The organism is Erythrobacter longus, from assembly GCF_000715015.1.
GTDB lineage: Bacteria > Pseudomonadota > Alphaproteobacteria > Sphingomonadales > Sphingomonadaceae > Erythrobacter > Erythrobacter longus.
Genome location: NZ_JMIW01000001.1, coordinates 1 through 21,057, shown reverse-complemented (window position 1 = coordinate 21,057; position 21,057 = coordinate 1). Strand labels below are relative to the sequence as shown.

The 21,057-nt window shown below is 57.0% G+C and carries 22 protein-coding genes and 1 pseudogene; 5 read left to right on the top strand and 18 right to left on the bottom strand.

The window, feature by feature from the left end; all coding sequences use genetic code 11:
* Nucleotides 1-86 precede the first annotated feature (86 nt).
* The 6 genes from rseP to pyrH all read right to left on the bottom strand — a co-directional run bounded on the left by rseP (nt 87) and on the right by pyrH (nt 5,156).
* Nucleotides 87-1,220: an RIP metalloprotease RseP gene (gene rseP / locus EH31_RS00120; RefSeq protein WP_422110906.1), complete on the bottom strand. Its 1,134-nt coding sequence runs from the start codon at nt 1,218-1,220 to the stop codon at nt 87-89.
* Entirely contained in the window at nt 1,213-2,376 is a 1,164-nt protein-coding gene (dxr, locus tag EH31_RS00115; protein ID WP_199796983.1) for a 1-deoxy-D-xylulose-5-phosphate reductoisomerase, read from the bottom strand. Before dxr ends, rseP begins: the two co-directional genes overlap by 8 nt.
* Complete coding sequence (locus EH31_RS00110; RefSeq protein ID WP_051698821.1) at nt 2,376-3,158, bottom strand: phosphatidate cytidylyltransferase; 783 nt, start codon at nt 3,156-3,158, stop codon at nt 2,376-2,378. The genes dxr and EH31_RS00110 overlap by 1 nt, the downstream gene beginning before the upstream one ends.
* Nucleotides 3,145-3,786 carry a polyprenyl diphosphate synthase gene (gene uppS / locus EH31_RS00105; RefSeq protein WP_051698820.1) on the bottom strand — a complete coding sequence of 214 codons (642 nt, stop codon included), beginning with the start codon at nt 3,784-3,786 and terminating at the stop codon, nt 3,145-3,147. Before uppS ends, EH31_RS00110 begins: the two co-directional genes overlap by 14 nt.
* Before the next feature lie 86 nt (nt 3,787-3,872).
* A complete protein-coding gene (frr, locus tag EH31_RS00100; RefSeq protein WP_034957342.1) occupies nt 3,873-4,430 on the bottom strand; it encodes a ribosome recycling factor in 558 nt (185 codons plus the stop codon).
* 6 nt (nt 4,431-4,436) lie between these two features.
* Complete coding sequence (pyrH, locus tag EH31_RS00095) at nt 4,437-5,156, bottom strand: UMP kinase (RefSeq protein WP_034958641.1); 720 nt, start codon at nt 5,154-5,156, stop codon at nt 4,437-4,439.
* Nucleotides 5,157-5,632: 476 nt separating this feature from the next.
* Here pyrH and EH31_RS00090 point away from each other — a divergent pair, with 476 nt between their 5' ends.
* Nucleotides 5,633-6,157, top strand: a complete 525-nt coding sequence (locus EH31_RS00090; RefSeq protein WP_034957341.1) for a hypothetical protein — start codon at nt 5,633-5,635, stop codon at nt 6,155-6,157.
* Between the two features lie 67 nt (nt 6,158-6,224).
* Here EH31_RS00090 and tsf read toward each other — a convergent pair whose 3' ends face one another.
* Together tsf and rpsB are read right to left on the bottom strand one after the other, a co-directional pair.
* Nucleotides 6,225-7,151, bottom strand: coding sequence for a translation elongation factor Ts (gene tsf, locus EH31_RS00085; RefSeq protein WP_034957338.1), 927 nt, complete (start codon nt 7,149-7,151; stop codon nt 6,225-6,227).
* Nucleotides 7,152-7,266: 115 nt separating this feature from the next.
* Entirely contained in the window at nt 7,267-8,040 is a 774-nt protein-coding gene (rpsB, locus tag EH31_RS00080) for a 30S ribosomal protein S2 (protein WP_034957336.1), read from the bottom strand.
* Nucleotides 8,041-8,337: 297 nt separating this feature from the next.
* Here rpsB and EH31_RS00075 point away from each other — a divergent pair, with 297 nt between their 5' ends.
* Complete coding sequence (locus tag EH31_RS00075) at nt 8,338-8,622, top strand: hypothetical protein (RefSeq protein ID WP_034957334.1); 285 nt, start codon at nt 8,338-8,340, stop codon at nt 8,620-8,622.
* Here EH31_RS00075 and EH31_RS00070 read toward each other — a convergent pair.
* From EH31_RS00070 to EH31_RS00060, 3 genes are all read right to left on the bottom strand, one after another.
* Nucleotides 8,619-9,494 carry a CDP-alcohol phosphatidyltransferase family protein gene (locus EH31_RS00070; protein WP_034957331.1) on the bottom strand — a complete coding sequence of 292 codons (876 nt, stop codon included), beginning with the start codon at nt 9,492-9,494 and terminating at the stop codon, nt 8,619-8,621. The genes EH31_RS00075 and EH31_RS00070 overlap by 4 nt on opposite strands.
* Before the next feature lie 19 nt (nt 9,495-9,513).
* Entirely contained in the window at nt 9,514-10,263 is a 750-nt protein-coding gene (locus tag EH31_RS00065) for a phosphatidylserine decarboxylase (RefSeq protein WP_034957328.1), read from the bottom strand.
* 83 nt (nt 10,264-10,346) lie between these two features.
* The gene (locus EH31_RS00060; protein WP_081853239.1) at nt 10,347-11,528 is read right to left on the bottom strand and encodes a beta-ketoacyl-ACP synthase III; all 1,182 of its coding nucleotides are present in this window, start codon (nt 11,526-11,528) and stop codon (nt 10,347-10,349) included.
* Between the two features lie 154 nt (nt 11,529-11,682).
* On the opposite strand from EH31_RS00060, the gene EH31_RS00055 reads away from it, so the two are divergent.
* Nucleotides 11,683-13,599 (top strand): cation:proton antiporter domain-containing protein, encoded by a 1,917-nt coding sequence (locus tag EH31_RS00055; RefSeq protein ID WP_034957326.1) that lies wholly within the window; start codon nt 11,683-11,685, stop codon nt 13,597-13,599.
* A 277-nt stretch (nt 13,600-13,876) separates the two neighbouring features.
* On the opposite strand, the gene EH31_RS00050 is transcribed toward EH31_RS00055, so the two are convergent.
* On the bottom strand, nt 13,877-14,071 hold the full coding sequence (locus EH31_RS00050; RefSeq protein ID WP_034957324.1) for a helix-turn-helix domain-containing protein: 195 nt from the start codon (nt 14,069-14,071) through the stop codon (nt 13,877-13,879).
* Nucleotides 14,068-14,274: a helix-turn-helix transcriptional regulator gene (locus EH31_RS00045; protein ID WP_034957322.1), complete on the bottom strand. Its 207-nt coding sequence runs from the start codon at nt 14,272-14,274 to the stop codon at nt 14,068-14,070. Before EH31_RS00045 ends, EH31_RS00050 begins: the two co-directional genes overlap by 4 nt.
* A 636-nt stretch (nt 14,275-14,910) precedes the next feature.
* Here EH31_RS00045 and EH31_RS00040 point away from each other — a divergent pair.
* Entirely contained in the window at nt 14,911-15,981 is a 1,071-nt protein-coding gene (locus EH31_RS00040; protein WP_241765786.1) for a S1C family serine protease, read from the top strand.
* Here EH31_RS00040 and EH31_RS00035 read toward each other — a convergent pair.
* The 5 genes from EH31_RS00035 to EH31_RS00015 form a co-directional block, all read right to left on the bottom strand.
* On the bottom strand, nt 15,978-16,412 hold the full coding sequence (locus tag EH31_RS00035; RefSeq protein WP_081853151.1) for an NADH dehydrogenase ubiquinone Fe-S protein 4: 435 nt from the start codon (nt 16,410-16,412) through the stop codon (nt 15,978-15,980). The genes EH31_RS00040 and EH31_RS00035 overlap by 4 nt on opposite strands.
* Nucleotides 16,413-16,483: 71 nt before the next feature.
* Nucleotides 16,484-16,993 carry an Hsp20/alpha crystallin family protein gene (locus EH31_RS00030; RefSeq protein ID WP_034957317.1) on the bottom strand — a complete coding sequence of 170 codons (510 nt, stop codon included), beginning with the start codon at nt 16,991-16,993 and terminating at the stop codon, nt 16,484-16,486.
* A gap of 198 nt (nt 16,994-17,191) precedes the next feature.
* A complete protein-coding gene (locus EH31_RS00025; protein WP_199796982.1) occupies nt 17,192-17,662 on the bottom strand; it encodes an Hsp20 family protein in 471 nt (156 codons plus the stop codon).
* Nucleotides 17,663-17,911: 249 nt separating this feature from the next.
* The gene (gene groL, locus EH31_RS00020) at nt 17,912-19,531 is read right to left on the bottom strand and encodes a chaperonin GroEL (RefSeq protein ID WP_034957315.1); all 1,620 of its coding nucleotides are present in this window, start codon (nt 19,529-19,531) and stop codon (nt 17,912-17,914) included.
* A gap of 57 nt (nt 19,532-19,588) precedes the next feature.
* On the bottom strand, nt 19,589-19,903 hold the full coding sequence (locus EH31_RS00015) for a co-chaperone GroES (RefSeq protein ID WP_034957313.1): 315 nt from the start codon (nt 19,901-19,903) through the stop codon (nt 19,589-19,591).
* 373 nt (nt 19,904-20,276) lie between these two features.
* On the opposite strand from EH31_RS00015, the pseudogene EH31_RS17465 reads away from it, so the two are divergent.
* Nucleotides 20,277-21,057, top strand: a pseudogene (locus EH31_RS17465) (IS5 family transposase); the annotation flags it as partial.

The window sequence follows — 21,057 nt, the reverse complement described above, 5'->3', positions numbered from 1 at the left end:
AATACACGATTGCCCGCCCCCTTTCTTCGATAAGCCGCCCGTCTAACCCGGCAAACCTACGAAGCAACCCCGTTTCACGGGGGAAATTAGCTGCCGATTGGCAACAATCCCGTGATGTCATTCCAGGTCACAACGACCATGAACAACAACACAAGCGCGATGCCGGTGCGGTATGCCCACTCCGTCGCTTGCGGCCCGACCGGCTTACGGCGGATCGCTTCAGCGGCGTAAAAGGCCAGATGCCCGCCATCGAGCGCAGGGATTGGCAAGAAGTTGATGAATGCCAAATTAAGCGAGATAAGCGCGGCAAAATTCACAAACGCCAAAAAGCCAAGGCTCATCTGCTCACCCGAGTATTTCGCGATTTTTAACGGCCCGCCAAGCTCCTTGATCGAACGCTCTCCGCTCAAAATCTGTTTTATGCCGGTGACCATCATGCCGGTTATTTTCCAGCACTGCTCCGCTGCGAGCGGGATCGCGCCAAGAACACCAACCTCTTCAAACTCATACCGCCCGCCATCTGGCCGCACGCCGATCTGGCCAAGGACACTGACATTGCCAAATCCATCGGGCTCTTCGATCCGGGCAGTGGTGAGAGGGATTTCGATTTCATCGCCATCGCGAAGGACGGTGAAGACCATTTCTTTATCAGGATAAAGCAGGACCTGATCGCGGATTTCTTCAAAGTCGGCGACGGTATCACCGTCCACCTCGATGATCGTATCGCCAACCTGCATCCCTGCATCGCGGGCAACCGATCCTTCGGCAAACTCGCCCACAGTGCGCGAATCGTCGGCCCCAACGATGGTGGGATTGCCGTAAATAGCGAAAAACGCTGCAAAAATCGCAATGGCCACAATCAAATTGGTGACAGGCCCAGCCGCAACGATCAAAGCCCGCTTCCACAATGACGCATTCTGGAAACTGCCGTCATTGGCATGACCTTCAAGCGGCGCATCGGCGTTCGGAATGCTCGCCGGGTTCATATCGCCCTTGAACTGAACATAACCGCCAAGCGGCAGCCAGGACAGCTTCCAGCGCGTGCCCTGCTTATCGGTCCAACCGGCGATTTCCGAGCCAAAACCAACGGAAAAGGCCTCCGCCTTCACACCAAACCAGCGGCCCACGAGATAGTGACCCAGCTCATGCAAAGTCACCAATGGCCCCAGCACAGCTAGAAAGCCGATGAAGTACATCCAGAAAGGGGGCTGCTCAAACAAGGGGGTTGCTCTCCAAAGCCTCAGCGGCGCGTATCCGCGCTTCGCTATCAATTGCGAGCACATCTTCCAGTGTGCTCGGCGCTGGCGCCTCATAGCGCTCTAATGTGCTTTGCGCTACTGCCGTAATGCGGCTGAACCCAATGTGACCAGCAAGGAATGCTTCGACCGCGATTTCATTAGCTGCATTCAGGATCGCAGGCGCTGCCCCGCCCGCCTCAATCGCCTCTCGCGCAATGCGGGTGGCAGGGAAAAGCTCTTCATTGGGTGCTTGGAAAGTGAGCTCCCCGATGGCTGCCAAATCCAGCGGTTCGAGCGGGGTCTCCATCCGGTCAGGATACGCAAGGCACGACGCAATCGGTACACGCATATCAGATGGGCCAAGCTGCGCCAGCGTTGAACGGTCGCGGTATTCGACCATGGAGTGAATGACGCTTTGCGGGTGCACTACGATCCGAAGGCGGTCCAGTCCTACGGGGAACAGGTGATGCGCCTCGATATACTCAAGGCCTTTGTTCATCATCGTGGCGCTGTCGACGCTGATCTTTGCGCCCATCGACCAATTGGGATGCGCCACCGCCTGCTCTGGCGTGGCGGCGTGGATTGCTGCCGCGTCCCAGGTGCGAAATGGGCCACCGCTTGCGGTCAGGGTGATCCTTGCGACATCATCCATCTTTCCGCCCGCAAGGCATTGGAAAATGGCGTTATGCTCGCTGTCGGTGGGGAGCAATGTCGCACCGTGCCGGGCAACGGCTCCGGTCATCACTTCGCCTGCAGAAACCAGCGCCTCCTTGTTTGCAAGCGCAATCGTGCCGCCGCGCTCCACCGCTGCCATCGTGGGGGCAAGTCCTGCGCACCCGACAATCGCTGCAACAGTCATATCAACGGGCCGTTTTGCCGCATCGCACAGCGCCTGTGCCCCGCCCGCCGCTTCAATCCCGCTTCCTGAAAGCGCCGCGCGCAGTTCGCCAAGGCAGCTTTCATCGCCCACCACCGCGAGCTTTGCCTCAAACTCACGTGCAAGAGCGGCAAGTTCCTTGGCCGAACAGTTTGCGGTCAAAGTGTCGACTTGCCAGCGCTCCGGGTTGCGCCGGATGAGATCGAGGGTCGAGGCACCTATCGAGCCTGTCGCACCCAGAATTGTGATCGAGCGGATCATCAAAAACCGACCAGAGCAGGCATGAAGGCGAAGAGAAACAGAACGAAGAACACAGCAATAAACCCATCAAGCCGATCAAACACGCCGCCGTGGCCGGGAATGAGATTGCTTGAATCCTTCACCCCTGCGCGCCGTTTCATCCAGCTTTCAAAAAAGTCCCCGCTCTGCGCGATGATTGCAATCAGAACGCCTGCAAGGATCGCCCAAAGAATGCTGGTCAATGTGTAGCCGGGCACAAATGACGCCGGTCCAAAATCCAAAAATTCAATTGCAACCGCAACCGCCGAAGCTGCCGCAGCCCCTCCGATCAAGCCTGCCCATGTTTTGGACGGGCTGATTGATGGAGCGATTTTAGGACCGCCGATAAGACGGCCTGAGAAATAGGCGCCTACATCAACCGCGATAACGGGCACAAAGAATGCAAAAAGTACTGACCACATATCGTAACCGCGCGATGCGCCATCACCAAACAGAAAGCCCCATCCGTTTCTCACCGCGATCATCGCAAGCGCTGCTCCGCCCACATAAATCGCGCCAAAGAACTGCCAGACCACCTCGCCCAAGGACGAAATGCCAAAGCCGCGCGCCAGCAGGTTCCATTCCCACAAGACAAGCCCCGCAAGCAGGATGACGAAGCCGATCCAGATCCAGCCGCCCAGCCACAGCGCAATGACCGACACACCGATCATCGCCACCGCTGAGACAAACCGCACTGGCAGGTCCGATGTTCCTGTGGGTTGCCTTTTAATCTGCGGCGCCTTTTGACCTTCAGCGTCCGCCATAGCGCCTCTCCCTTTGCGCAAAGTCCTGAAGCGCCTGACTAAGGTGCTCAGGCTTGAAATCTGGCCAAAGCGTATCAACGAAGAGCATTTCTGCATAGGCCGACTGCCACAGCAGGAAATTGGAGAGCCGAATCTCACCACTCGTGCGGATCAAAAGGTCAAGCGGGGGCAAATCGGCTGTATCAAGCTCAGCTGAGATGGTGTCAGGCGTAATCTCGCCCTTTTCCGCTGCCTTTGCCGCAGCCCGTGCAATCTCGTTTTGTGACCCGTAATTGAGCGCCACGGCCAGCGTCTGTGTGCCACCTGCGGTCTGCTCCAAAGCATCTTCAAGCATGGCCACAATGTCAGGGGCCAGCCCGCGCCAATCGCCGATGATTTTCAGCTTCACACCATTCGCGACAAATTCGGCCAAGTCCGATTTGATGAACTTGCGCATGAGGTTCATGAGGTCATCGACCTCGTCCTCGGATCGCTTCCAGTTTTCCGAACTGAAAGCGTAAAGCGTAAGGCAATCAAGGTTCGTCGGCTCCAATGCGCGCACAAGGCGGCGCACCGCTTCGACCCCGCGCTGATGGCCAAGGGCGCGCGGCATCGCCCGCTTCTTCGCCCAGCGGCCGTTGCCATCCATTATGATGGCGACGTGCCTAGCACCGTTCTTGACGCCGCCGTTCTCCAAACTGATGCCCCTAGCTCTCTCTCGACCCGTCTCCCGACTTACTGCGTCAGGATTTCCTGAACCTTCTTTTCAATCGCAGCATCAATGTCCGCCACATGCTTATCGGTAAGTTTCTGAACCTCGTCTTCCAAGCGCTTGCGCTCGTCTTCCGAGATTTCCTTGGCCTTTTCGTCGGCCTTGAGGCTTTCCATGCCATCGCGGCGAACATTGCGCGCGGCAATCTTGGCCTTCTCGCCATATTCACCGGCAAGTTTCGCAAGGTCCTTACGGCGGTCTTCGGTAAGATCGGGCATCGGCAAGCGGATGGTCTGACCATCGGTCATCGGGTTCAAACCAAGGTTCGCCTTCGTGATCCCTTTCTCAACCGCGCTCACATTGCTTTTGTCCCACACCTGCACGGCCAGCATACGCGGCTCTGGCGCAGAGACGGTGGCAACCTGGCTAAGCGGCATCATCGCGCCGTAGACTTCGGCGACAACCGGATCGAGCAGCGCCACGTTCGCGCGTCCTGTGCGAAGACCCGAAAGATCACCTTTAAGCGATTCCACAGCGCCAGCCATGCGGCGCTCAATGTCTGACTTGTCATACTGAGCCATTGCCCATCAGTCCTTTTGTACGATCGTTTGGGTGCCCTCGCCCGAGAGCACCTTGGCAACATTGCCTTTTTCACGGATTGAAAAGACCACTAGCGGGATATTGTTCTCGCGGCAAAGCGCAACGGCGGTTGCGTCCATCACCTTGAGGTTATCGGCTAGCACCTGGTCGTAAGTGATTGTGTCGAAGCGCACAGCATCCGGGTTGTGCTTGGGATCGCTGTCATAAACGCCGTCAACGCTGGTGCCTTTCAATAGCGCATCGCAGTTCATCTCAGCCGCCCGCAAGGCCGCGCCCGTATCAGTCGTGAAGAACGGATTGCCCGTGCCCGCTGCAAAGATCACGATCCGCCCTTTTTCAAGGTGGCGTTCAGCGCGCCTGCGAATATAGGGCTCACACACGCTCGCCATCGGAATTGCGCTCTGGACGCGGGTTTGCACACCCGCCTGCTCCAAGGCGTTTTGCATCGCGAGCGCGTTCATAACCGTCGCCAACATACCCATGTAATCGCCCGTCGTCCGGTCAAGCCCCTTGGCCGCCGCCGAGATACCCCGAAAGATATTGCCCCCGCCAATCACAAGGCAGACTTCGATGCCGCTGTCCTTGGCCGCCTTCACCTCTTCGGCAAGGCGCGCGACATATTCAGGATCAATGCCATATTCCTGGTTCCCCATCAGCACTTCGCCTGAAAGCTTGAGGAGAACGCGTTTGATGGGAGGAAGGGTCATGACGGGATCGGTCTCCATGCAGGAATTTGCGCTTGACCCGAGCCCTTATCCGGCAGGCGCGATTATGCCAAGAGGGATGGTGTCAGGCGATGAGGATTGTGGGTGAGAATTGAAACACCAAACCCCAGGCTTTTAGAAAGTTCGGGTTTTCGGGTTTTCACTTATAGTTCAGAGCCCTGACCGGGAATTGACGCGATCAAGTGTCAACTTGCGTTTTGCCAGCTGCGAGCAGCAGAACCCGGACGTTTAACCGCCGCTGAAATGCAAAGGGGACCAACGTGGAGAAAGAGCCGCGCTCGGGTTAGCAAATCAGGGGTCTGTAGGAAAAGCACTCACAATTGGATATGCTTGGAAAGCACGCCAGTAAGAGGAAAGCGAGCCACTTGAATGCAAATCAAACAAGGCTATGCTTTCGAAATATCTTAGGGTTTTTGTAAGTGCTTAGAAAATCAATTGAGATTATTGGGGAACATCCCTTGGCGACTGGGTTGTTGGCAATCCTTGGCTTCGCCGGTTTCTGGCTTTCGGTTGTGGGGTATCAACGCGACCGGCTTGATGCATCCCAAACAACCCAGCAACTCGGCCAGGGCTTTACGGGCACTGAGACAAAGCTGAACGAAGGTTTCGCTGATACGGAAACCAAACTTGACGATACACGCTCCGAGATTGAGGCGATCAAGCGAAAGCTCGAGCAAGACGAGCTTGCAAAGGAAGGGCAATATCTCGGCGGAACATTTTTATACGAGGATCCCATCGAAGGCGTTTATTCGAACTTCTGGACGGCTTATCCCATAAGATCAGGCAGTTCTCCAGAATTGACGATCCGTGGTGAAGGCAAGACCGTTGAGTTCTCAGGCGTCATCCAACTCAATTGCGAAAACGGCAAATACTTCTGGCATAGCGGGAACCTGTTTCAAGAGCCGCTGAGCACTCAGGAGATAGGTGATCTTGTACCTGAGCAAGCGGTACGAGCCATGGTCAGGATTTTTTGCAGGTTCTAGTCAAAAAAGCCGCCGCAGGTTTCCCCGCGACGGCCTTCTCTATTCGCTTGAAAGCGTGGGTTAGCGCTTAACCGCCAACGGCCGCTGCAACTTCTGCTGCAAAGTCGCTCTCTTCTTTCTCGATGCCTTCGCCCAATTGGAAGCGGACGTAGTCTTTCAGGACGACCGAACCGCCATTGTCCTTACCGAACTTGGCAACCGTGTCTTCGACGGAAGTCTTGTTGTCCATCACGAACATCTGGCTGAGCAGAGCGTTCTCTTTGGCAAACTTCTTGATCGCGCCTTCAACCATTTTCTCTTGCACGTTTTCAGGCTTGCCGCTTTCAGCAGCCTTTTCCTGTGCAATCGCACGTTCACGGGCGATGACGTCTGCGTCGAGACCGTCAGCGTTCAGCGCTTGCGGGAACATCGAAGCGATGTGCATCGCAATCTGCTTGCCAAATGGCTCAAGCGTGTCAGCGCCAAGATCGCTTTCAAGAGCGACCAGAACGCCGATTTTGCCGAGGCCGTCAGCCGCTGCGTTGTGGACGTAAGAAACGATTGCACCGCTTGTCACACTCACGGTCTTCATACGGCGAACCTGCTGGTTCTCACCGATGGTCGCGATGTTGCTGGTCAGCTTGTCAGCAACTGTGCCGCCGCCAGGATACGCCGCCCCTTTCAGGGCCTCAACATCATCGCCGTTAACGCCAAGCGCTGCGGTGGTGGCGTTGCGCACGAAGTCCTGAAACTTATCGTTCTTCGCAACGAAGTCGGTTTCCGAGTTCACTTCAACTGCAACGCCGCGCGTGCCTTCGACGGCAACGCCAACGAGGCCTTCAGCAGCGGTGCGGCTGGATTTCTTTTGAGCGGTTGCAAGGCCTTTTGCGCGCAGAGCGTCAACCGCTGCGTCGATGTCGCCATCGGCTTCGGTCAGGGCTTTCTTTGCATCCATCATGCCTGCGCCAGACAATTCGCGCAGTTTCTTCACATCAGCGGCGGTAAAAGCAGCCATGGTGATTTCCTTTTTGTAATTTGGGGGCGCCGGGTTGCACCCAAGGGAGGGCTATAGCCCGGCGCGCTAGATTGGATTTGTGACAGCGCCTTGACGCGCCACCAGAAATGCGAACTTAAGCTTCTGCAGCAGGCGCTTCTTCAGCAACCGTTTCAGCAGGAGGCGTGTCCATCGCGCCGAAATCTTCGCCCGATTGCTCAACCGCACGGCCACGGCCAACATTGGCCGCATCTGCGATAGCCTGACAGTACAAACGCACAGCACGGCTTGCATCGTCATTACCCGGGATCGGGAATGCGATGCCGGTTGGATCAGTGTTGGTGTCGAGCACGCAGATCACCGGGATACCAAGAACAGCTGCTTCTTTGATAGCGAGCTCTTCCTTGTTGGCATCGATCACGAACATCACGTCTGGAACGCCGCCCATGTCACGGATACCGCCGAGCGACAGCTCAAGCTTGTCACGCTCACGGGTGAGTTGCAGGACTTCTTTCTTGGTGAAGCCGCTGGTGTCGCCTGAAAGCTGCTCTTCAAGGGTCTTCAAGCGCTTGATCGAACCGCTGATGGTTTTCCAGTTGGTGAGCATCCCGCCCAGCCAGCGGTGGTTCACGAAGTGCTGACCCGATTGACGCGCCATGTCAGCGATCGGCTCTTGCGCCTGACGCTTGGTGCCAACGAACAAAACCTTGCCGCCCGCGCGGACGGTGTTCTCGACAAAGTCGAGAGCGCGCGCAAAGAGCGGAACGGTCTGTGACAGGTCAAGAATGTGAACGCCGTTGCGCGCGCCGAAGATATACGGCTTCATGCGCGGGTTCCAACGGTGGGTTTGGTGGCCGAAGTGTGCGCCAGCCTCAATCAATTGCTGCATGGTGACGGTAGTGGTCGCCATAAGGTATTTCCTTTCCGGTTAGTCCTCTGGAAGGGCGTTTGTGACCGTTGGCGGTGAATCCCGCCGTGGCACCGGTATGTGTGCTCTTCCATGTGAAGTTCGCGTGGGAACAGATGCGATGATTCGCACCCGCCCTTTAGCGAGGTCCGCGCACATAGAGGGGCTGAGCCACAAAATCTAGTGCCTTTCGCAAGAGGAAGAACACAAATGGAACAAACTGCTTGACGCGGAAGAACACTTAGGGAACAAGACGTGAGAACAAAGACTGAACGAACAAGAATAAGGCGGAGCCGACCGATGATGATTGCAATGACCATAACCTGCCTGTTTGTCATTGCCGCTTTGGCGACCGGGCTCACTCTTCTCGACAATTGGCTCCAAGCGCGCGCTGCGTTTTGGAGCGTCTTTCGTGAGCAGCAATTGTTGGACGCAGGCTTTGTCCCTCAGCTCGAAGCCAGCGAAATACGGCTGCGTCAACCGCTTCACCGCTCTGCCCGGCGGGCCCCGGCTTCACGCGCACGGCAAAGCGGCTTTGGCGGCGCAAAACGGTCAAACTTGGGCGGCGTGCAAGCGATCGGCTAAGTTATTGGCGCGCGCGCTCGCTTGATCTTGCCGTACCGGATCAATGAATACGGCATCAGTGTAAGGTAGCCGAGGCTAATGGCGCTAAACGTCCACCACGGCTCAACCAGCGCTGCGGCAAATCCGATAGCGACCACTGCAATAAACCAGATGCGAATGTCGCGCTGTGGGCGGATCGCGGTCCAGCTCAAGGTTGCCATGTTTGATATGAACAACACCCCGATCGCACTCATCCAGACGGCAAGGAAGACCGGTTCGCGAAATATGTCCATTCCCGTCTCAATCCACAGACACAGGGGCGTCAGTGCGAGGCCTGCCCCAACCGGCGCTGGAACCCCGGTCAGGAAACCTGCCAGTTTGTGCGGCTGATCTTCGACATCGATCTGCGCGTTGAAACGGGCAAGACGAAGCGCACAGCAAATCGCATAGGCAAGCGCTGCGAACCACCCAAAGCGGGTCAAATCCTCCAGCGACCAGAGAAACAGGATCAAGGCCGGCGCCATGCCGAAGGACAGGGCATCGGCCAGACTGTCCAGCTCCGCCCCAAAGCGTGATTGCGCGTTCAAGAGCCGGGCGATGCGGCCATCCATCCCGTCGAGTATGCCTGCAACCACAATTGCAAGGACGGCAAAGGACCAGTTTTCGTCAATCGCAAAACGAACCGCGGTCAGCCCTGCGCACAAAGCGGCTGCGGTAATAGCGTTGGGGACCATACCGCGAAGGGTAAGCCCGCCTTTCTCTTCTGAGTTTGCTTCATCATCGAAGTCATCATCGAAGTCATCGTCGCTGGGCACCAGACCATCAGCTTCGGCCGCCTTTGGTCCAAGGCGTGCAGGAGGTTTTCCCCCATCAGGTGATGATGGAGCGCTCATTCCAGACCTCTCAGCGCAGTTATTGCGCTATCCCTTCAAGCAGGGCCGTCGCGCCGATTTCGGCAAGGATCGTCTCACCTGCGATAACGCGCTGTCCCAACAAGACCTTGGGCTGTGTGCCTGCTGGAAGATAAACATCCACCCGGCTGCCAAAACGGATGAGGCCAATGCGCTGCCCCTTCGCAACCGTATCACCGGGCTTGATAAATGGCACAATCCGCCGCGCGACGAGCCCTGCGATTTGGGTAAAGGCGATCATCAGACCATCATTGCGCTCAATCAAGACAAGCTGACGCTCATTCTCCTCGCTCGCCTTATCAAGGTCTGCGTTCACGAATTTGCCGGGAATATAGACCACTCGCTGCACCGTACCGGCGATAGGCGCGCGGTTAATGTGCACATCGAACACGCTCATGAAAATGGAAACGCGCGTGACCGGTCCTGGCGCAAGGCCGGGAACCCCTGAACCATCACTGCCCAGCATTTCTGCCGGTGGTTCAAGCGTTTGAATAAGCGTCACAAGGCCATCTGCGGGCGCAACAATCGACTTGTCATCCTGCGGCACAACCCGTTCGGGATCGCGAAAGAATGCAAACACACCCAGCGACAAAAGCAGCAAGGGCCAGCCGATAAACTGCCATCCCAAAAGCAAAGGCACGAGCGCGATCGCCGCTGCGATCAAGCCATATTTGCGCCCTTCCGGGTGGATCGAGGGCAAGCCCCAGCTCGCCTCGCCGCGGCCCTGATTATCAAGAATTTCGCCTGCCATAGGTAAACCATTTAGGCGCTGCTTGCCTTTGGGACAACTGCCCCGTCGACATCCATGCGCGTTATTCCTCGGTTTGGGTGCGATTAAGCGGTCTTGCGCACGAACACCGTTCCAGCCGAATATCCGGCCCCAAAGCTGCAAATCAGCCCTGTGTCACCCGCTTTCAGATCGTCACTATGCGAGTGAAAGGCGATGATAGAGCCAGCGCTCGACGTGTTGCCATAGGTGTCGAGCACCGTCGGGCTTTCGTCATCATTGGCCTCATGCCCCAAAACGCGCTGTGCGATCAGACGGTTCATGCCCGCATTGGCCTGGTGCAGCCAGAGCCTGCGCAGTGTTGCCGGGTCCATCTGGAGGCGTTTGGCCTCATCAATGATCATCTGCGCAACCATTGGCACGACCTCTTTGAAGACCTTGCGACCCTCCTGCACAAACAGCTTGTCGGCATTGCCCGCATTTTCAGGAGCGGCCCGGTTCAAGAAGCCAAAGTTGTTGCGGATGTTGTTTGAAAACACCGTCTTCAATTTGGTGCTGAGGATTTCCCAATGCTCTTTGGGAGCAATCGCTTCGTCTTCGACCAACACCGCCGTTGCGACATCACCGAAGATAAAATGGCTGTCCCGGTCACGCCAGTTAAGATGGCCAGAGGTGATCTCAGGGCTCACCACAAGAACGCTTTTCGCATTCCCCGCGCGCACATAATCAGCCGCAGTTTGAATACCGAATGTCGCCGATGAACACGCAACATTCATGTCAAAGCCAAAGCCCTCGATGCCCAGCGCCTGCTGGATCTCGATCGCCATTGCGGGATAGGCCCGCTCCATATTCGACGCAGCACACAAGACCGCGTCCACATCCTTGGGATCGCGCCCTGCCCTTTCCAGAGCCTGACGAGCAGCCTTCACGCCGATTTCGCACATCATCGAGTGTTCATCGTTCGTGCGTTCTTCCCACCGCGGCGTCATGATGTCGGGGTCAAGAATAGGCGCTTTGCTCATCACGTGGCGCGCTTTGATGCCGCTCGCTTTTTCGATGAACTCAACCGAGGAATAAGTCAGAGCTTGCGTCTCGCCAGCCTCAATCGCCGCTGCATTCGCCGCGTTGAAGCGGTCCACATATTCATTGAAGCTTGCGACCAACTCTTCGTTGGTGATCGATTCTTCAGGTGTAAAAAGCCCCGTCGATGAAATTACGGGGCGACCGGTCAAAACCACGTCGTCCAAGCCGCGTGTCGCCGAAGGTTCGTTTGAAAGTGTCTCTTGCATGGCGCGCACAGATAGGACCGCCCACGACAGCCCGCAAGCCATCTTGTAAAGCAAAACCACAGTCGCGTCATCAAACGGCCTCTTGGTTGCGCCCTGCGAAAGCCTCACCCTAAACGCTTTGAAATTGCCGCTCGGCCCGTCATAGCTAGTGGGTATGACTGAATCTCTCTTGCTCGCTACGATCCTGCTCGCCGTTGGCGTTATCGCCGTGCCCATCGCATCGCGGCTCGGCCTTGGCTCGGTTCTGGGTTATCTGATTGCGGGCATGGCGATTAGCCCCGCGCTCGATGTGCTGGGCGTGGATGTCGTCTCGCTTCAGCATTTTGCCGAATTTGGCGTCGTAATGATGCTGTTTTTGATCGGGCTGGAACTGGAACCCAAAAAGCTTTGGGATCTGCGGGTGCGATTGCTGGGACTTGGCGGCAGTCAGGTGCTTTTGACGGTCCTGATCATGGCGAGTTATGCGCTGATGGTGGGCGAAGCGTGGCAAACCGCGCTCGCAGTGGGGATGATCCTCGCGCTGTCATCGACTGCGATTATTCTACAGACCCTTGATGAAAAGGGACTGATGAAGACAGAAGGGGGCCAATCTTCGTTTTCTGTTCTGTTGTTTCAGGACATTGCGGTCATCCCGATGTTGGCGCTTATTCCGCTGTTGGCTTTGCCAGAGCTGGCAGGCGAGGCTGCGGGCGTTTCCGGTGAGCATGGGGGCGATAGCCATGGGGGCGGGATCAATATCCTCGAAGGGCTGCCCACCTGGGCCTCGGGGCTAGCGACCCTTGCAGCGATCGCTTTTGTCGCTTTGGCGGGCAATTACCTGACCCGCCCACTGTTCCGCTTTATCGCGATGGCAGGCCTGCGCGAACTGTTCACGGCGACCGCCTTGTTGGTTGTGGTTGGGATTGCATTGCTAATGACAGTTGTCGGCCTCTCCCCTGCCCTTGGCACCTTCCTTGCCGGTGTTGTCCTTGCAAACAGCGAATATCGCCATGAGCTTGAATCGGACATCGAGCCATTCAAGGGCCTGTTGCTGGGGCTTTTTTTCATCACGGTTGGCGCAGGGATAAACTTCGCGCTGCTCTTCGATAGCTATGCGAGCGTGCTGGGTTGGACTGCCGTTTTGGTCATCACAAAAATCGCAGTGCTCTATGCGCTCAGCACGTTCTTTGGCATCAAAGGTCAGGACCGCTGGCTGTTCTCGCTTGGCCTTGCGCAGGCGGGCGAGTTTGGCTTTGTGCTGCTAAGTTTTGCAGTTGGCGCGCACGTCATCCCCGATTTGCTGGCACAGCAATTGCTGCTGATTGTGGCGATTTCAATGCTGATAACACCGCTCTTGTTCATCCTCTACGACAAGGCCATCCTTCCGCATTATCAAAAGGGGAGAGAGCGGGCCTTCGACGATATCGACAAGCCTACTGATATCATTCTTGCCGGGCGCGGCCGGGTCGGCGGGATTGTTGACCGGATGCTCGAAACCGCTGGCTATCGCACGACGGTCATCGATTATTCCTCTGCCCAGATTGATCGTTTGAGCAAGTTTGGCATCCGCACTTATTTTGGTGACGCGGCAAGGCCTGACCTGTTGAAATCGGCCGGCATTGAACAGGCCCGCCTTTTAATCATCGCCATCGATGACAAAGAGGCGACCAACAGGCTCGTCTCCCATGTGACAAAGCAATACCCGCAAGTGCACATCGTCGCGCGCGCTTATGATCGGGGTCATGTGTTCGAATTGTGGTCGCTTGGTTGCCGCGACATCATCCGCGAAACCTATGACAGCAGCCTTCGGATGGGCCGGTCAGCCTTCGAGGCCCTGGGCATTTCAAAGGCCCGCGCCGAAACCATGCGCACAGCGTTTGAAGAAATGGACCGCAGCACGATGCTACCCATGGCCGAAGCGTTTGATTTTGGAACGCCAGCTTGGGAGAACGAGGAGATGATCGCCCTCATCAAAAAGCTGCGCAGAGAATGGGACCCGCTGTTCCAGGAGCAGATGGCGCAAATCATGGGCCAGGACGATTTGGAAGAATTCGACGGACCCGATGAAGCCGCCAAGCTCAAGGACGCCTAGTCTTGGACGAGATGAAAGGGCTGTCGAAAAAGCCGGTCATGGGAACCAAGTGGTGCAGGGCTTGAATCGAACCGGAAAAATAACCCTTTGATATCAATTCTATTCTTGGAAAGAATGCAGACCTTCCCCCACACTCTCCCCCACATTTTCGTTCATTTAACGGTGGTTCGGTTCAGCGTTTTAATCAAAAAGCTGAATAGATGGGCGGTGCGTAGCGCGCCTTGTCGCAGCATAATGCCACGTTCTGACACTGTCCATTTGCGAGTTCGCGGCCTGGTCAGTTCATTGCCCGATGCCGCTCAACCAGATTGTGCAGACTGGCAGTCGTAATGCGCGTTGCCTTGCCGATCTTGACCGTCTCAAGTTCACCGTTGGCAATCAACTCGTAAAGTTTTGTTCGGCCAACGCCGATCATGCGGGCGGCGTCATTGACCCGGACGCAGATCGGCTCGACGGGTTGCTGCCCGCTCATTCTGCCGATCCCTCTTCACGATAGTGCGCAGGATCGGCAATCCAGCGATTGATAGCAGACTCATGCCAACCCGCGCCGTGCACGCTGATCTTCACCTGTGACGGGAAAGTGCCCTCGGCGATCTTGCGGTAGATGGTGGAGCGGGAAAGACCGGTGCGGTCGAGCACTGTGTTCAGTCGGATGATACGTTCGGTATTGGACATTGGGCGTTCTCTTTTCTGACACTAGCAGCCCCTCCGGGGAACATAATGAGAACTTTTCTGTAGCGCGCAAGGGCGAGATTCAGTTGAAACTCGGAGAATTCTTCAACGATTTGCACGATTTGAACCGTCTATGGACGGTGAGAGACTTTTGCGGACAAGCCGCTCCGATGCCCTCGGCGCGGAAGATTTTTTGCTCCCCCCCGATTTTGCGGCAGACATGCGCTGATTTGAAGCGGCGAAGACGGATTTCCGCGCCAACGTTGCTCGATTTTGCGCGAACCCGGTTGAGTATGTGCCGCTAGCCCGATCCTTGCTAATTTTCCAATCTGCATGGGCGAAAGAATCTTCTGCTGTCGAACCTGGCCGCGCGCAATGACTGAAACTGGGCCGTAAGCGGTCTGTCTGCTTTTGGGCTCAGCGATGCATTAAGCGGACCTTCGACGAACGAACCCTTCGCCATGCTAAGCGATTTCTGCAGGTGCGGACTCGGCCACACCTCGCTGGGCATTTCGTTTGGTGCCGACCCGCAAATGCTGCCATTGATTGAAGCGGGCGCTTGCTTAAATCTCTTCCATGGATAAGCCGCCTAACCGAGCCACAGGCAGTTCAAGAACCATCTTTATCGTCGTAGCCGTCATGAACATCGCCCTCCTTTCCGCCGTTGGATCGCTCTTGCTTCTTCAATCGGCCCCCGCAGCCGAAACGCCCATTGTAACCCCGCGAGGCGATCTTGGAGCCGATGAACGGGCGACTATCGACCTGTTTCAGAACGCTCGCGGTTCGGTCGTTTTCATTTCGACACGTGAGCGGGTGACCAATTTTTGGACGCGCAATGTGTATACTGTGCCGCGCGGTTCAGGGTCTGGGCTGGTGTGGGACAATGCTGGCCACATTGTTACCAATTACCATGTCATTGAAGGCGCATCGGAGGCGCAAATACAGCTCGTCGATGGACGCGAGTTCAACGCAAGACTTGTGGGGGTGAGCCCGCAGCATGATCTCGCCGTGCTCAAGATCGGCGGGGCTGGCTTCGCAGCTCCGCGCAGAATTCCAATTGGTACGAGCAGTGATTTGCAGGTGGGCCAAAATGTCTTCGCGATCGGCAATCCTTTCGGCCTAGACTGGACCCTGACCAAGGGGATCGTTTCAGCGCTTGATCGTTCTCTTCCAAACGAAGGCGGCCCTGATATCCGCCACCTGATCCAAACCGATGCGGCGATCAATCCCGGCAACTCCGGTGGCCCGCTGCTTGATTCCGCTGGTCGCCTCATCGGGATCAACACAGCGATTTACAGCCCCTCGGGCGCCTCGGCAGGGATCGGCTTCGCGGTCCCCGTCGATACAGTCATGCGCGTGGTGCCCCAGCTGATCGAAAATGGCCGCTACATTCGGCCAACGCTTGGTATTGAAAGCGATGACGACATCAATGACAGGCTTAAACGTGCAGCTGATATCGAAGGGGTGTTCGTTTTAAGGGTTGCGCCCGGATCCGTCGCTGACCGGGCTGGTCTCATTCCAGCCAGACGAACGCGGCGCGGCGTAGTGCCCGGCGACATCGTGGTCGCTCTCAACGGCAGGCCCGTTGACCGCGTGGGCGACTTGCTGGCCCGTCTTGATGATTTCTCGGTCGGCGAGAGAGTCGAGCTTACATTATTGCGCAGCGGAGACCGCCGCCGGGTGAACCTCCAACTGGAGGCCGGAAATTAGGATGTGCTGCCCCAACCGTTGCGTGAACCTTGAACGGTCAAACCTGTCCTCTGAGCGAATGCAAGCGCGGCCTCTTCGGTTGGGAATTTAAGGGTGATGTGGGCTTCGGGATCATCGCCAGAGCACCATCCGGTCAAGGGATCTGCCCAAGGAGCCCGCTCGCGACGAAAACGCAGCTTCCACGAGCGGATGCGCTTGGGAGCGCAGCGATTGGTGTCGGGGATGTCTGGCTCCAGCACAGACACGCGTCCAACAAAGCGCGGTCGCTCAGCATGGCTCACCTCATGCTCGCCAGAAATGCTTCGCTCGCGTTGTGAGACGTGCTGTGCAGGGCGCGCCGTTTCATGCACACCGTAAAGTGCGCTGCGGGCCAATATACCTGGCGGCAGCGACTGGCCTCGTCCAACGCTACGTGGCAGCAAACTGTTCATCGTCTCTTTTGACAACGGATTAGTGTTCGCACGGAGCGACGCGGGTTTCCGGTCGCTCCATGCAGCCTCTATCAGTGACGCGTTTCCTGATTGATGGGAATGCGTCGGCCCGAGACTTCTCTGTCCTCAGTGTGTGGCAAATGCACCGTGAGAACACCGTCGCGGAATTCAGCGCTTACCTTGTCTTCCTCTATGCCTGCCGGAAGGCTCATTCGTCGCTCGAACCGGCCATAGAAGCGTTCTGAATAGCCGCTGGTGTTGTCACCTTCCTCCGAACGACGTTCGCCACGAATGACGAGCATTCCGTCATCAAGCGAAAGCTCGATATCGTCCTGCGAAAGACCGGGGACTTCAGCGATTACCAGCATCTCTCCCTCGTTGCGGCGCACTTCGACGCTTGGCCAGGAGGGGGTTCGGCCAAAGGCTGGAAAACCGAACGAGCCGAAAGAACCAAAGGCCTGTTCGAAAAGGCGATCAATGTCGCTGCGAAGAGTGCTGACAGGATCAGCGCGCTCCAACCGCCGAGTGACAGGGAGAGACTCGGCACTACGAGACCATGGAATAAGATCACGAACGTTCATCATTTTCTCCTTTCACTGTTCAACATGTGAGAATGGGTGAGGGATGCCCGCGTTCGGGTCACTTGGGGGCGAGCGAGCATCCCTCTGCCAAACGGGCAAGCGTCAGCCGCCGTCTCACGTTCGCCAGGGGGACAGGGCGAACTCGATGAAGGGCGGGTTGGTGCGTCAGCCTACCCGATTGGCCAGGGTCCAAAGCCTTTAAGCGGCTTTGTCCTTTGTCAGCTGAGGGGTGTTATCGTTACCGCTCGAACCAATCTCGATCTTGCGCGGCTTCATCGCTTCGGGAACCACGCGTTCGAGCGAGACAGTCAGCATCCCGTTTTCATAGGATGCGTCGCGGACCTCGACATAATCAGCTAGCTGGAACCGGCGCTCGAACGCCCGCATCGCAATGCCGCGATGGATGACTTCTACGCCTTCCTCGTCCTTCTCGGCCTTTTCACCGGAAATGACGAGCTGGTTCTGCTGAGCCGTGATATCGATTTCGTCCGGGCTGAAACCAGCCACCGCAAGGGTGATGCGATAGCTGTCTTCGCCAGTGCGGGCGATATCGAAGGGTGGATAGCCGTCTTGCGTCTCTACACGCGTGCTGCGTTCGAGAGCGTCGAAAAGACGGTCAAAGCCGACGGTGGAACGCCGGTACGGAGCAAGGTCAAATGCAGTTCTCATTTCCAAATCCTCCTTGTTGAGCAATCTGGGCACGAGAAGCGTCAGCGAACGAAAGAGCTGACGCCCTAATGTCCAACCGGATCCATTATGGCATCCGGCACCTTTCGATTTAGTGAGGTTAAAAGCACTTTCAAGATCCCAATCTTAAATTTTTCAATATTATAATCAATGCTTTGATAGAAAAGCGGGCGCACCCTTTCGAGCGCGCCCGTTCGGCTTCCAGGAGAAACGGACGCCTAGCAAATAGACTTAGAAATCCATCGCCGGCATAGGAGCCGGCGAGTCTTCCTTGGGAGTTTCAGCCACCAGTGCTTCCGTGGTAATGAGCAGTGAGGCGACCGATGCCGCATCCTGCAGCGCCGTGCGAACGACCTTCGCCGGATCGATCACACCCGACTTCACCAGGTCTTCATACTCACCGGTCGCGGCGTTGAAGCCATGGTTGTAGTCGTCGCCTTCGAGCAGCTTGCCGACGATGTAGGCACCGTCCTCGCCCGCATTCTCGGCGATCTGACGGGCCGGCGCGCGCAGCGCGCGGCGGACGATGTCGATACCCGACTGCTGGTCGTCATTGCCAGCCTTGAGGCCTTCGAGCGACTTGAGCGCGCGAAGCAGAGCGATCCCGCCACCGGGAAGGATGCCTTCTTCAACGGCAGCACGGGTTGCGTGCAGCGCATCGTCGACACGGTCCTTGCGCTCCTTGACCTCGACTTCTGTCGCGCCGCCGACGCGGATGACAGCAACGCCGCCCGCAAGCTTGGCGACGCGCTCTTGCAGCTTTTCACGGTCATAGTCGCTGGTCGTGCTTTCGATCTGAGCGCGGATCTGGCTGACGCGCGCTTCGATTTCGGACTTCTCGCCAGCGCCATCGACGATGGTGGTGTTGTCCTTGTCGATGATGACCTTCTTGGCGCGGCCCAGCATGCCGATGGTGACATTTTCGAGCTTGGTGCCAAGCTCTTCGCTCACCACTTCGCCTGCAGTCAGGATACCGATATCCTGCAACATGGCCTTGCGGCGATCGCCGAAGCCCGGTGCCTTGACGGCTGCGACCTTCAGACCACCGCGCAGGCGGTTGACCACAAGGGTTGCCAGAGCTTCGCCTTCCACATCCTCAGCGATGATGAGCAGCGGACGGTTCGACTGCACAACCTTTTCAAGGAGCGGGATAAGCGCCTGCAGGTTCGACAGCTTCTTCTCGTGGATGAGAATATAAGGGTCTTCGAGTTCAACGCGCAGCTTCTCGGCATCCGTCACGAAGTAGGGCGAGAGATAGCCGCGATCAAACTGCATCCCTTCCACGGTTTCGAGCTCTGTTTCGAGGCTCTTGGCTTCCTCGACGGTGATGACGCCTTCATTGCCGACTTTTTCCATCGCTTCGGCAAGAATGCGTCCGACTTCCTGATCGCCATTGGCCGAGATGGTGGCAACCTGTGCGATTTCGCTGTTGGCCGAAACCGTCTTGGCGTGGCTTTCGATGTCTTGGACGACGGTGCCAACCGCAAGATCAATCCCGCGCTTGAGGTCCATGGGATTCATGCCCGCAGCAACCGCCTTGGCGCCTTCGCGCACGATGGCTTGAGCCAGAACGGTCGCGGTGGTCGTTCCATCGCCCGCCTTGTCGTTCTGTTTGCTGGCAACTTCGCGCAGCATTTGCGCGCCCATGTTTTCGAACTTGTCCTTAAGCTCGATTTCCTTGGCAACGGTGACGCCGTCCTTGGTGATGCGAGGCGCGCCGAAGCTCTTTTCGATCACCACGTTTCGGCCTTTCGGACCGAGAGTTACCTTGACCGCATTTGCAAGCGTATCCACGCCGCGGAGCATGCGATCACGCGCATCCGACGCAAATTTTACTTCTTTAGCAGCCATTTGGCCTGCTCCTTTCTTAGCTTCTTTCTGTTGAACAGAAGATTGAACGTATCGGGTTTAAGCCGCCTTCTTAAGCTCGGCGGTGGTTTCGATGATGCCAAGGATGTCGCTCTCCTTCATGATGAGCAGGTCCTCGCCATCGATCCGCACCTCGGTGCCGGACCACTTGCCGAACAGAATGCGCTGGCCCGGTTCAACGCCAAGCTCGATCAGCTTGCCGCTCTCATCACGAGTGCCCGGCCCGACAGCGACAACTTCGCCTTCCATCGGTTTTTCCTTGGCAGTATCGGGAATGATAATGCCGCCAGCGGTCTTCTCTTCCGCCTCAATGCGACGAACCAGCACACGATCGTGCAAAGGTTTAAAATGCATGCATAACCTCCATTACAAAGCGAAATGAACACAAACATCTCCTCAATTCTCGGCAGGAGATAATTCGCGATCTAGTTTTGGCGAAAACGGCTTCAAGAGCCTTTTGACGAAAAATTTGCACGGCTTGCCGAGCGCACCAATCGCATTGGACCTGTGCCACATGCACATGATTTATTCGTGAGGTTCAGAGGTCTTGAAACGAAAGGCCTGTTTACTAGTTTTGGAAGAGTTTCTCTAGGCCGTGTTGACAAAAGGGATTCCCAAACGGGCTTGGTTCTGATTCAAGACTGCTTTTTGAGGATAGGCCGTGTTGACAAAAGGGATTCCCAAACGGGCTTGGTTCTGATTCAAGACTGCTTTTTGAGGAGCAGTCATGGGTCGCGGGGATTTGTCGGATGCGGAGTGGGAACTGATCGGGCCGCTGTTACCGCCTGAGCGGGGTCGCTGGGCGCGACCTGCTGGCGATAACCGTCGTTTCCTCAACGGAATGCTCCACGTGCTTCGGGTCGGCTGTCCCTGGCGTGACATGCACGAGCGATATGGCAAGTGGAATTCGGTCTATGTCCGGTTTCGGCGTTGGGCCGAGCAGGGTGTCTGGGATGCGCTCCTCCAGACGCTGGTTGATCTGGGCCTCACCGATGACTGGCAGCATATGATCGACAGCACCAGCGTTCGCGGCCACGTCTCGGCGGCGGGCGGAAAAGGGGGGCTTGTGCGAACGCTCTTGGTCGATCACGCGGCGGCTTTACGAGCAAAATCCACGCCCGCTGCGACAATCAGGGACTGCCTCTCGGCTTCATCCTGACCGGCGGCGAGGCATCCGACTACACCGCAGCCGAGCCGCTCATGGAGATCCCCGTCACCACGCCCAAGGCGCTGCTGGCGGACAAGGGCTACGATGGTGATCCCTTCCGGGAAAGCCTGCTGATCCGGGGTATCCTGCCGATCATTCCGCCCCGCTCGAACCGCAAGGTGCCGGAGCACCCAGACTATCGCCGCTACCGTGACCGCAACCGCGTCGAGCGCATGTTCGGCAAGCTCAAACAGCAGCGTCGCATCGCCACCCGCTATGACAAGACGGTCCTGTCCTTCGAGAGCTTCCTCAACCTCGCCGCAGCGCGCCTATGGCTGAAGGCTTTTGTCAACACGGCTTA

What these genes read in the sequence shown, in the direction of transcription:
- pyrH (WP_034958641.1), bottom strand. Translation starts at nt 5,156, where the DNA reads ATGACCCTTCCTCCCATCAAACGCGTTCTCCTCAAGCTTTCAGGCGAA.
- groL (WP_034957315.1), bottom strand. Translation starts at nt 19,531, where the DNA reads ATGGCTGCTAAAGAAGTAAAATTTGCGTCGGATGCGCGTGATCGCATG.
- EH31_RS00045 (WP_034957322.1), bottom strand. Translation starts at nt 14,274, where the DNA reads ATGTCCAATACCGAACGTATCATCCGACTGAACACAGTGCTCGACCGC.
- EH31_RS00110 (WP_051698821.1), bottom strand. Translation starts at nt 3,158, where the DNA reads ATGGCGGACGCTGAAGGTCAAAAGGCGCCGCAGATTAAAAGGCAACCC.
- EH31_RS00040 (WP_241765786.1), top strand. Translation starts at nt 14,911, where the DNA reads ATGAACATCGCCCTCCTTTCCGCCGTTGGATCGCTCTTGCTTCTTCAA.
- EH31_RS00015 (WP_034957313.1), bottom strand. Translation starts at nt 19,903, where the DNA reads ATGCATTTTAAACCTTTGCACGATCGTGTGCTGGTTCGTCGCATTGAG.
- uppS (WP_051698820.1), bottom strand. Translation starts at nt 3,786, where the DNA reads ATGGATGGCAACGGCCGCTGGGCGAAGAAGCGGGCGATGCCGCGCGCC.
- dxr (WP_199796983.1), bottom strand. Translation starts at nt 2,376, where the DNA reads ATGATCCGCTCGATCACAATTCTGGGTGCGACAGGCTCGATAGGTGCC.
- tsf (WP_034957338.1), bottom strand. Translation starts at nt 7,151, where the DNA reads ATGGCTGCTTTTACCGCCGCTGATGTGAAGAAACTGCGCGAATTGTCT.
- EH31_RS00025 (WP_199796982.1), bottom strand. Translation starts at nt 17,662, where the DNA reads ATGAGAACTGCATTTGACCTTGCTCCGTACCGGCGTTCCACCGTCGGC.
- frr (WP_034957342.1), bottom strand. Translation starts at nt 4,430, where the DNA reads ATGGCTCAGTATGACAAGTCAGACATTGAGCGCCGCATGGCTGGCGCT.
- EH31_RS00035 (WP_081853151.1), bottom strand. Translation starts at nt 16,412, where the DNA reads ATGAACAGTTTGCTGCCACGTAGCGTTGGACGAGGCCAGTCGCTGCCG.
- EH31_RS00060 (WP_081853239.1), bottom strand. Translation starts at nt 11,528, where the DNA reads ATGCAAGAGACACTTTCAAACGAACCTTCGGCGACACGCGGCTTGGAC.
- EH31_RS00030 (WP_034957317.1), bottom strand. Translation starts at nt 16,993, where the DNA reads ATGAACGTTCGTGATCTTATTCCATGGTCTCGTAGTGCCGAGTCTCTC.
- EH31_RS00055 (WP_034957326.1), top strand. Translation starts at nt 11,683, where the DNA reads ATGACTGAATCTCTCTTGCTCGCTACGATCCTGCTCGCCGTTGGCGTT.
- EH31_RS00070 (WP_034957331.1), bottom strand. Translation starts at nt 9,494, where the DNA reads ATGAGCGCTCCATCATCACCTGATGGGGGAAAACCTCCTGCACGCCTT.
- rpsB (WP_034957336.1), bottom strand. Translation starts at nt 8,040, where the DNA reads ATGGCGACCACTACCGTCACCATGCAGCAATTGATTGAGGCTGGCGCA.
- EH31_RS00065 (WP_034957328.1), bottom strand. Translation starts at nt 10,263, where the DNA reads ATGGCAGGCGAAATTCTTGATAATCAGGGCCGCGGCGAGGCGAGCTGG.
- EH31_RS00075 (WP_034957334.1), top strand. Translation starts at nt 8,338, where the DNA reads ATGATGATTGCAATGACCATAACCTGCCTGTTTGTCATTGCCGCTTTG.
- EH31_RS00050 (WP_034957324.1), bottom strand. Translation starts at nt 14,071, where the DNA reads ATGAGCGGGCAGCAACCCGTCGAGCCGATCTGCGTCCGGGTCAATGAC.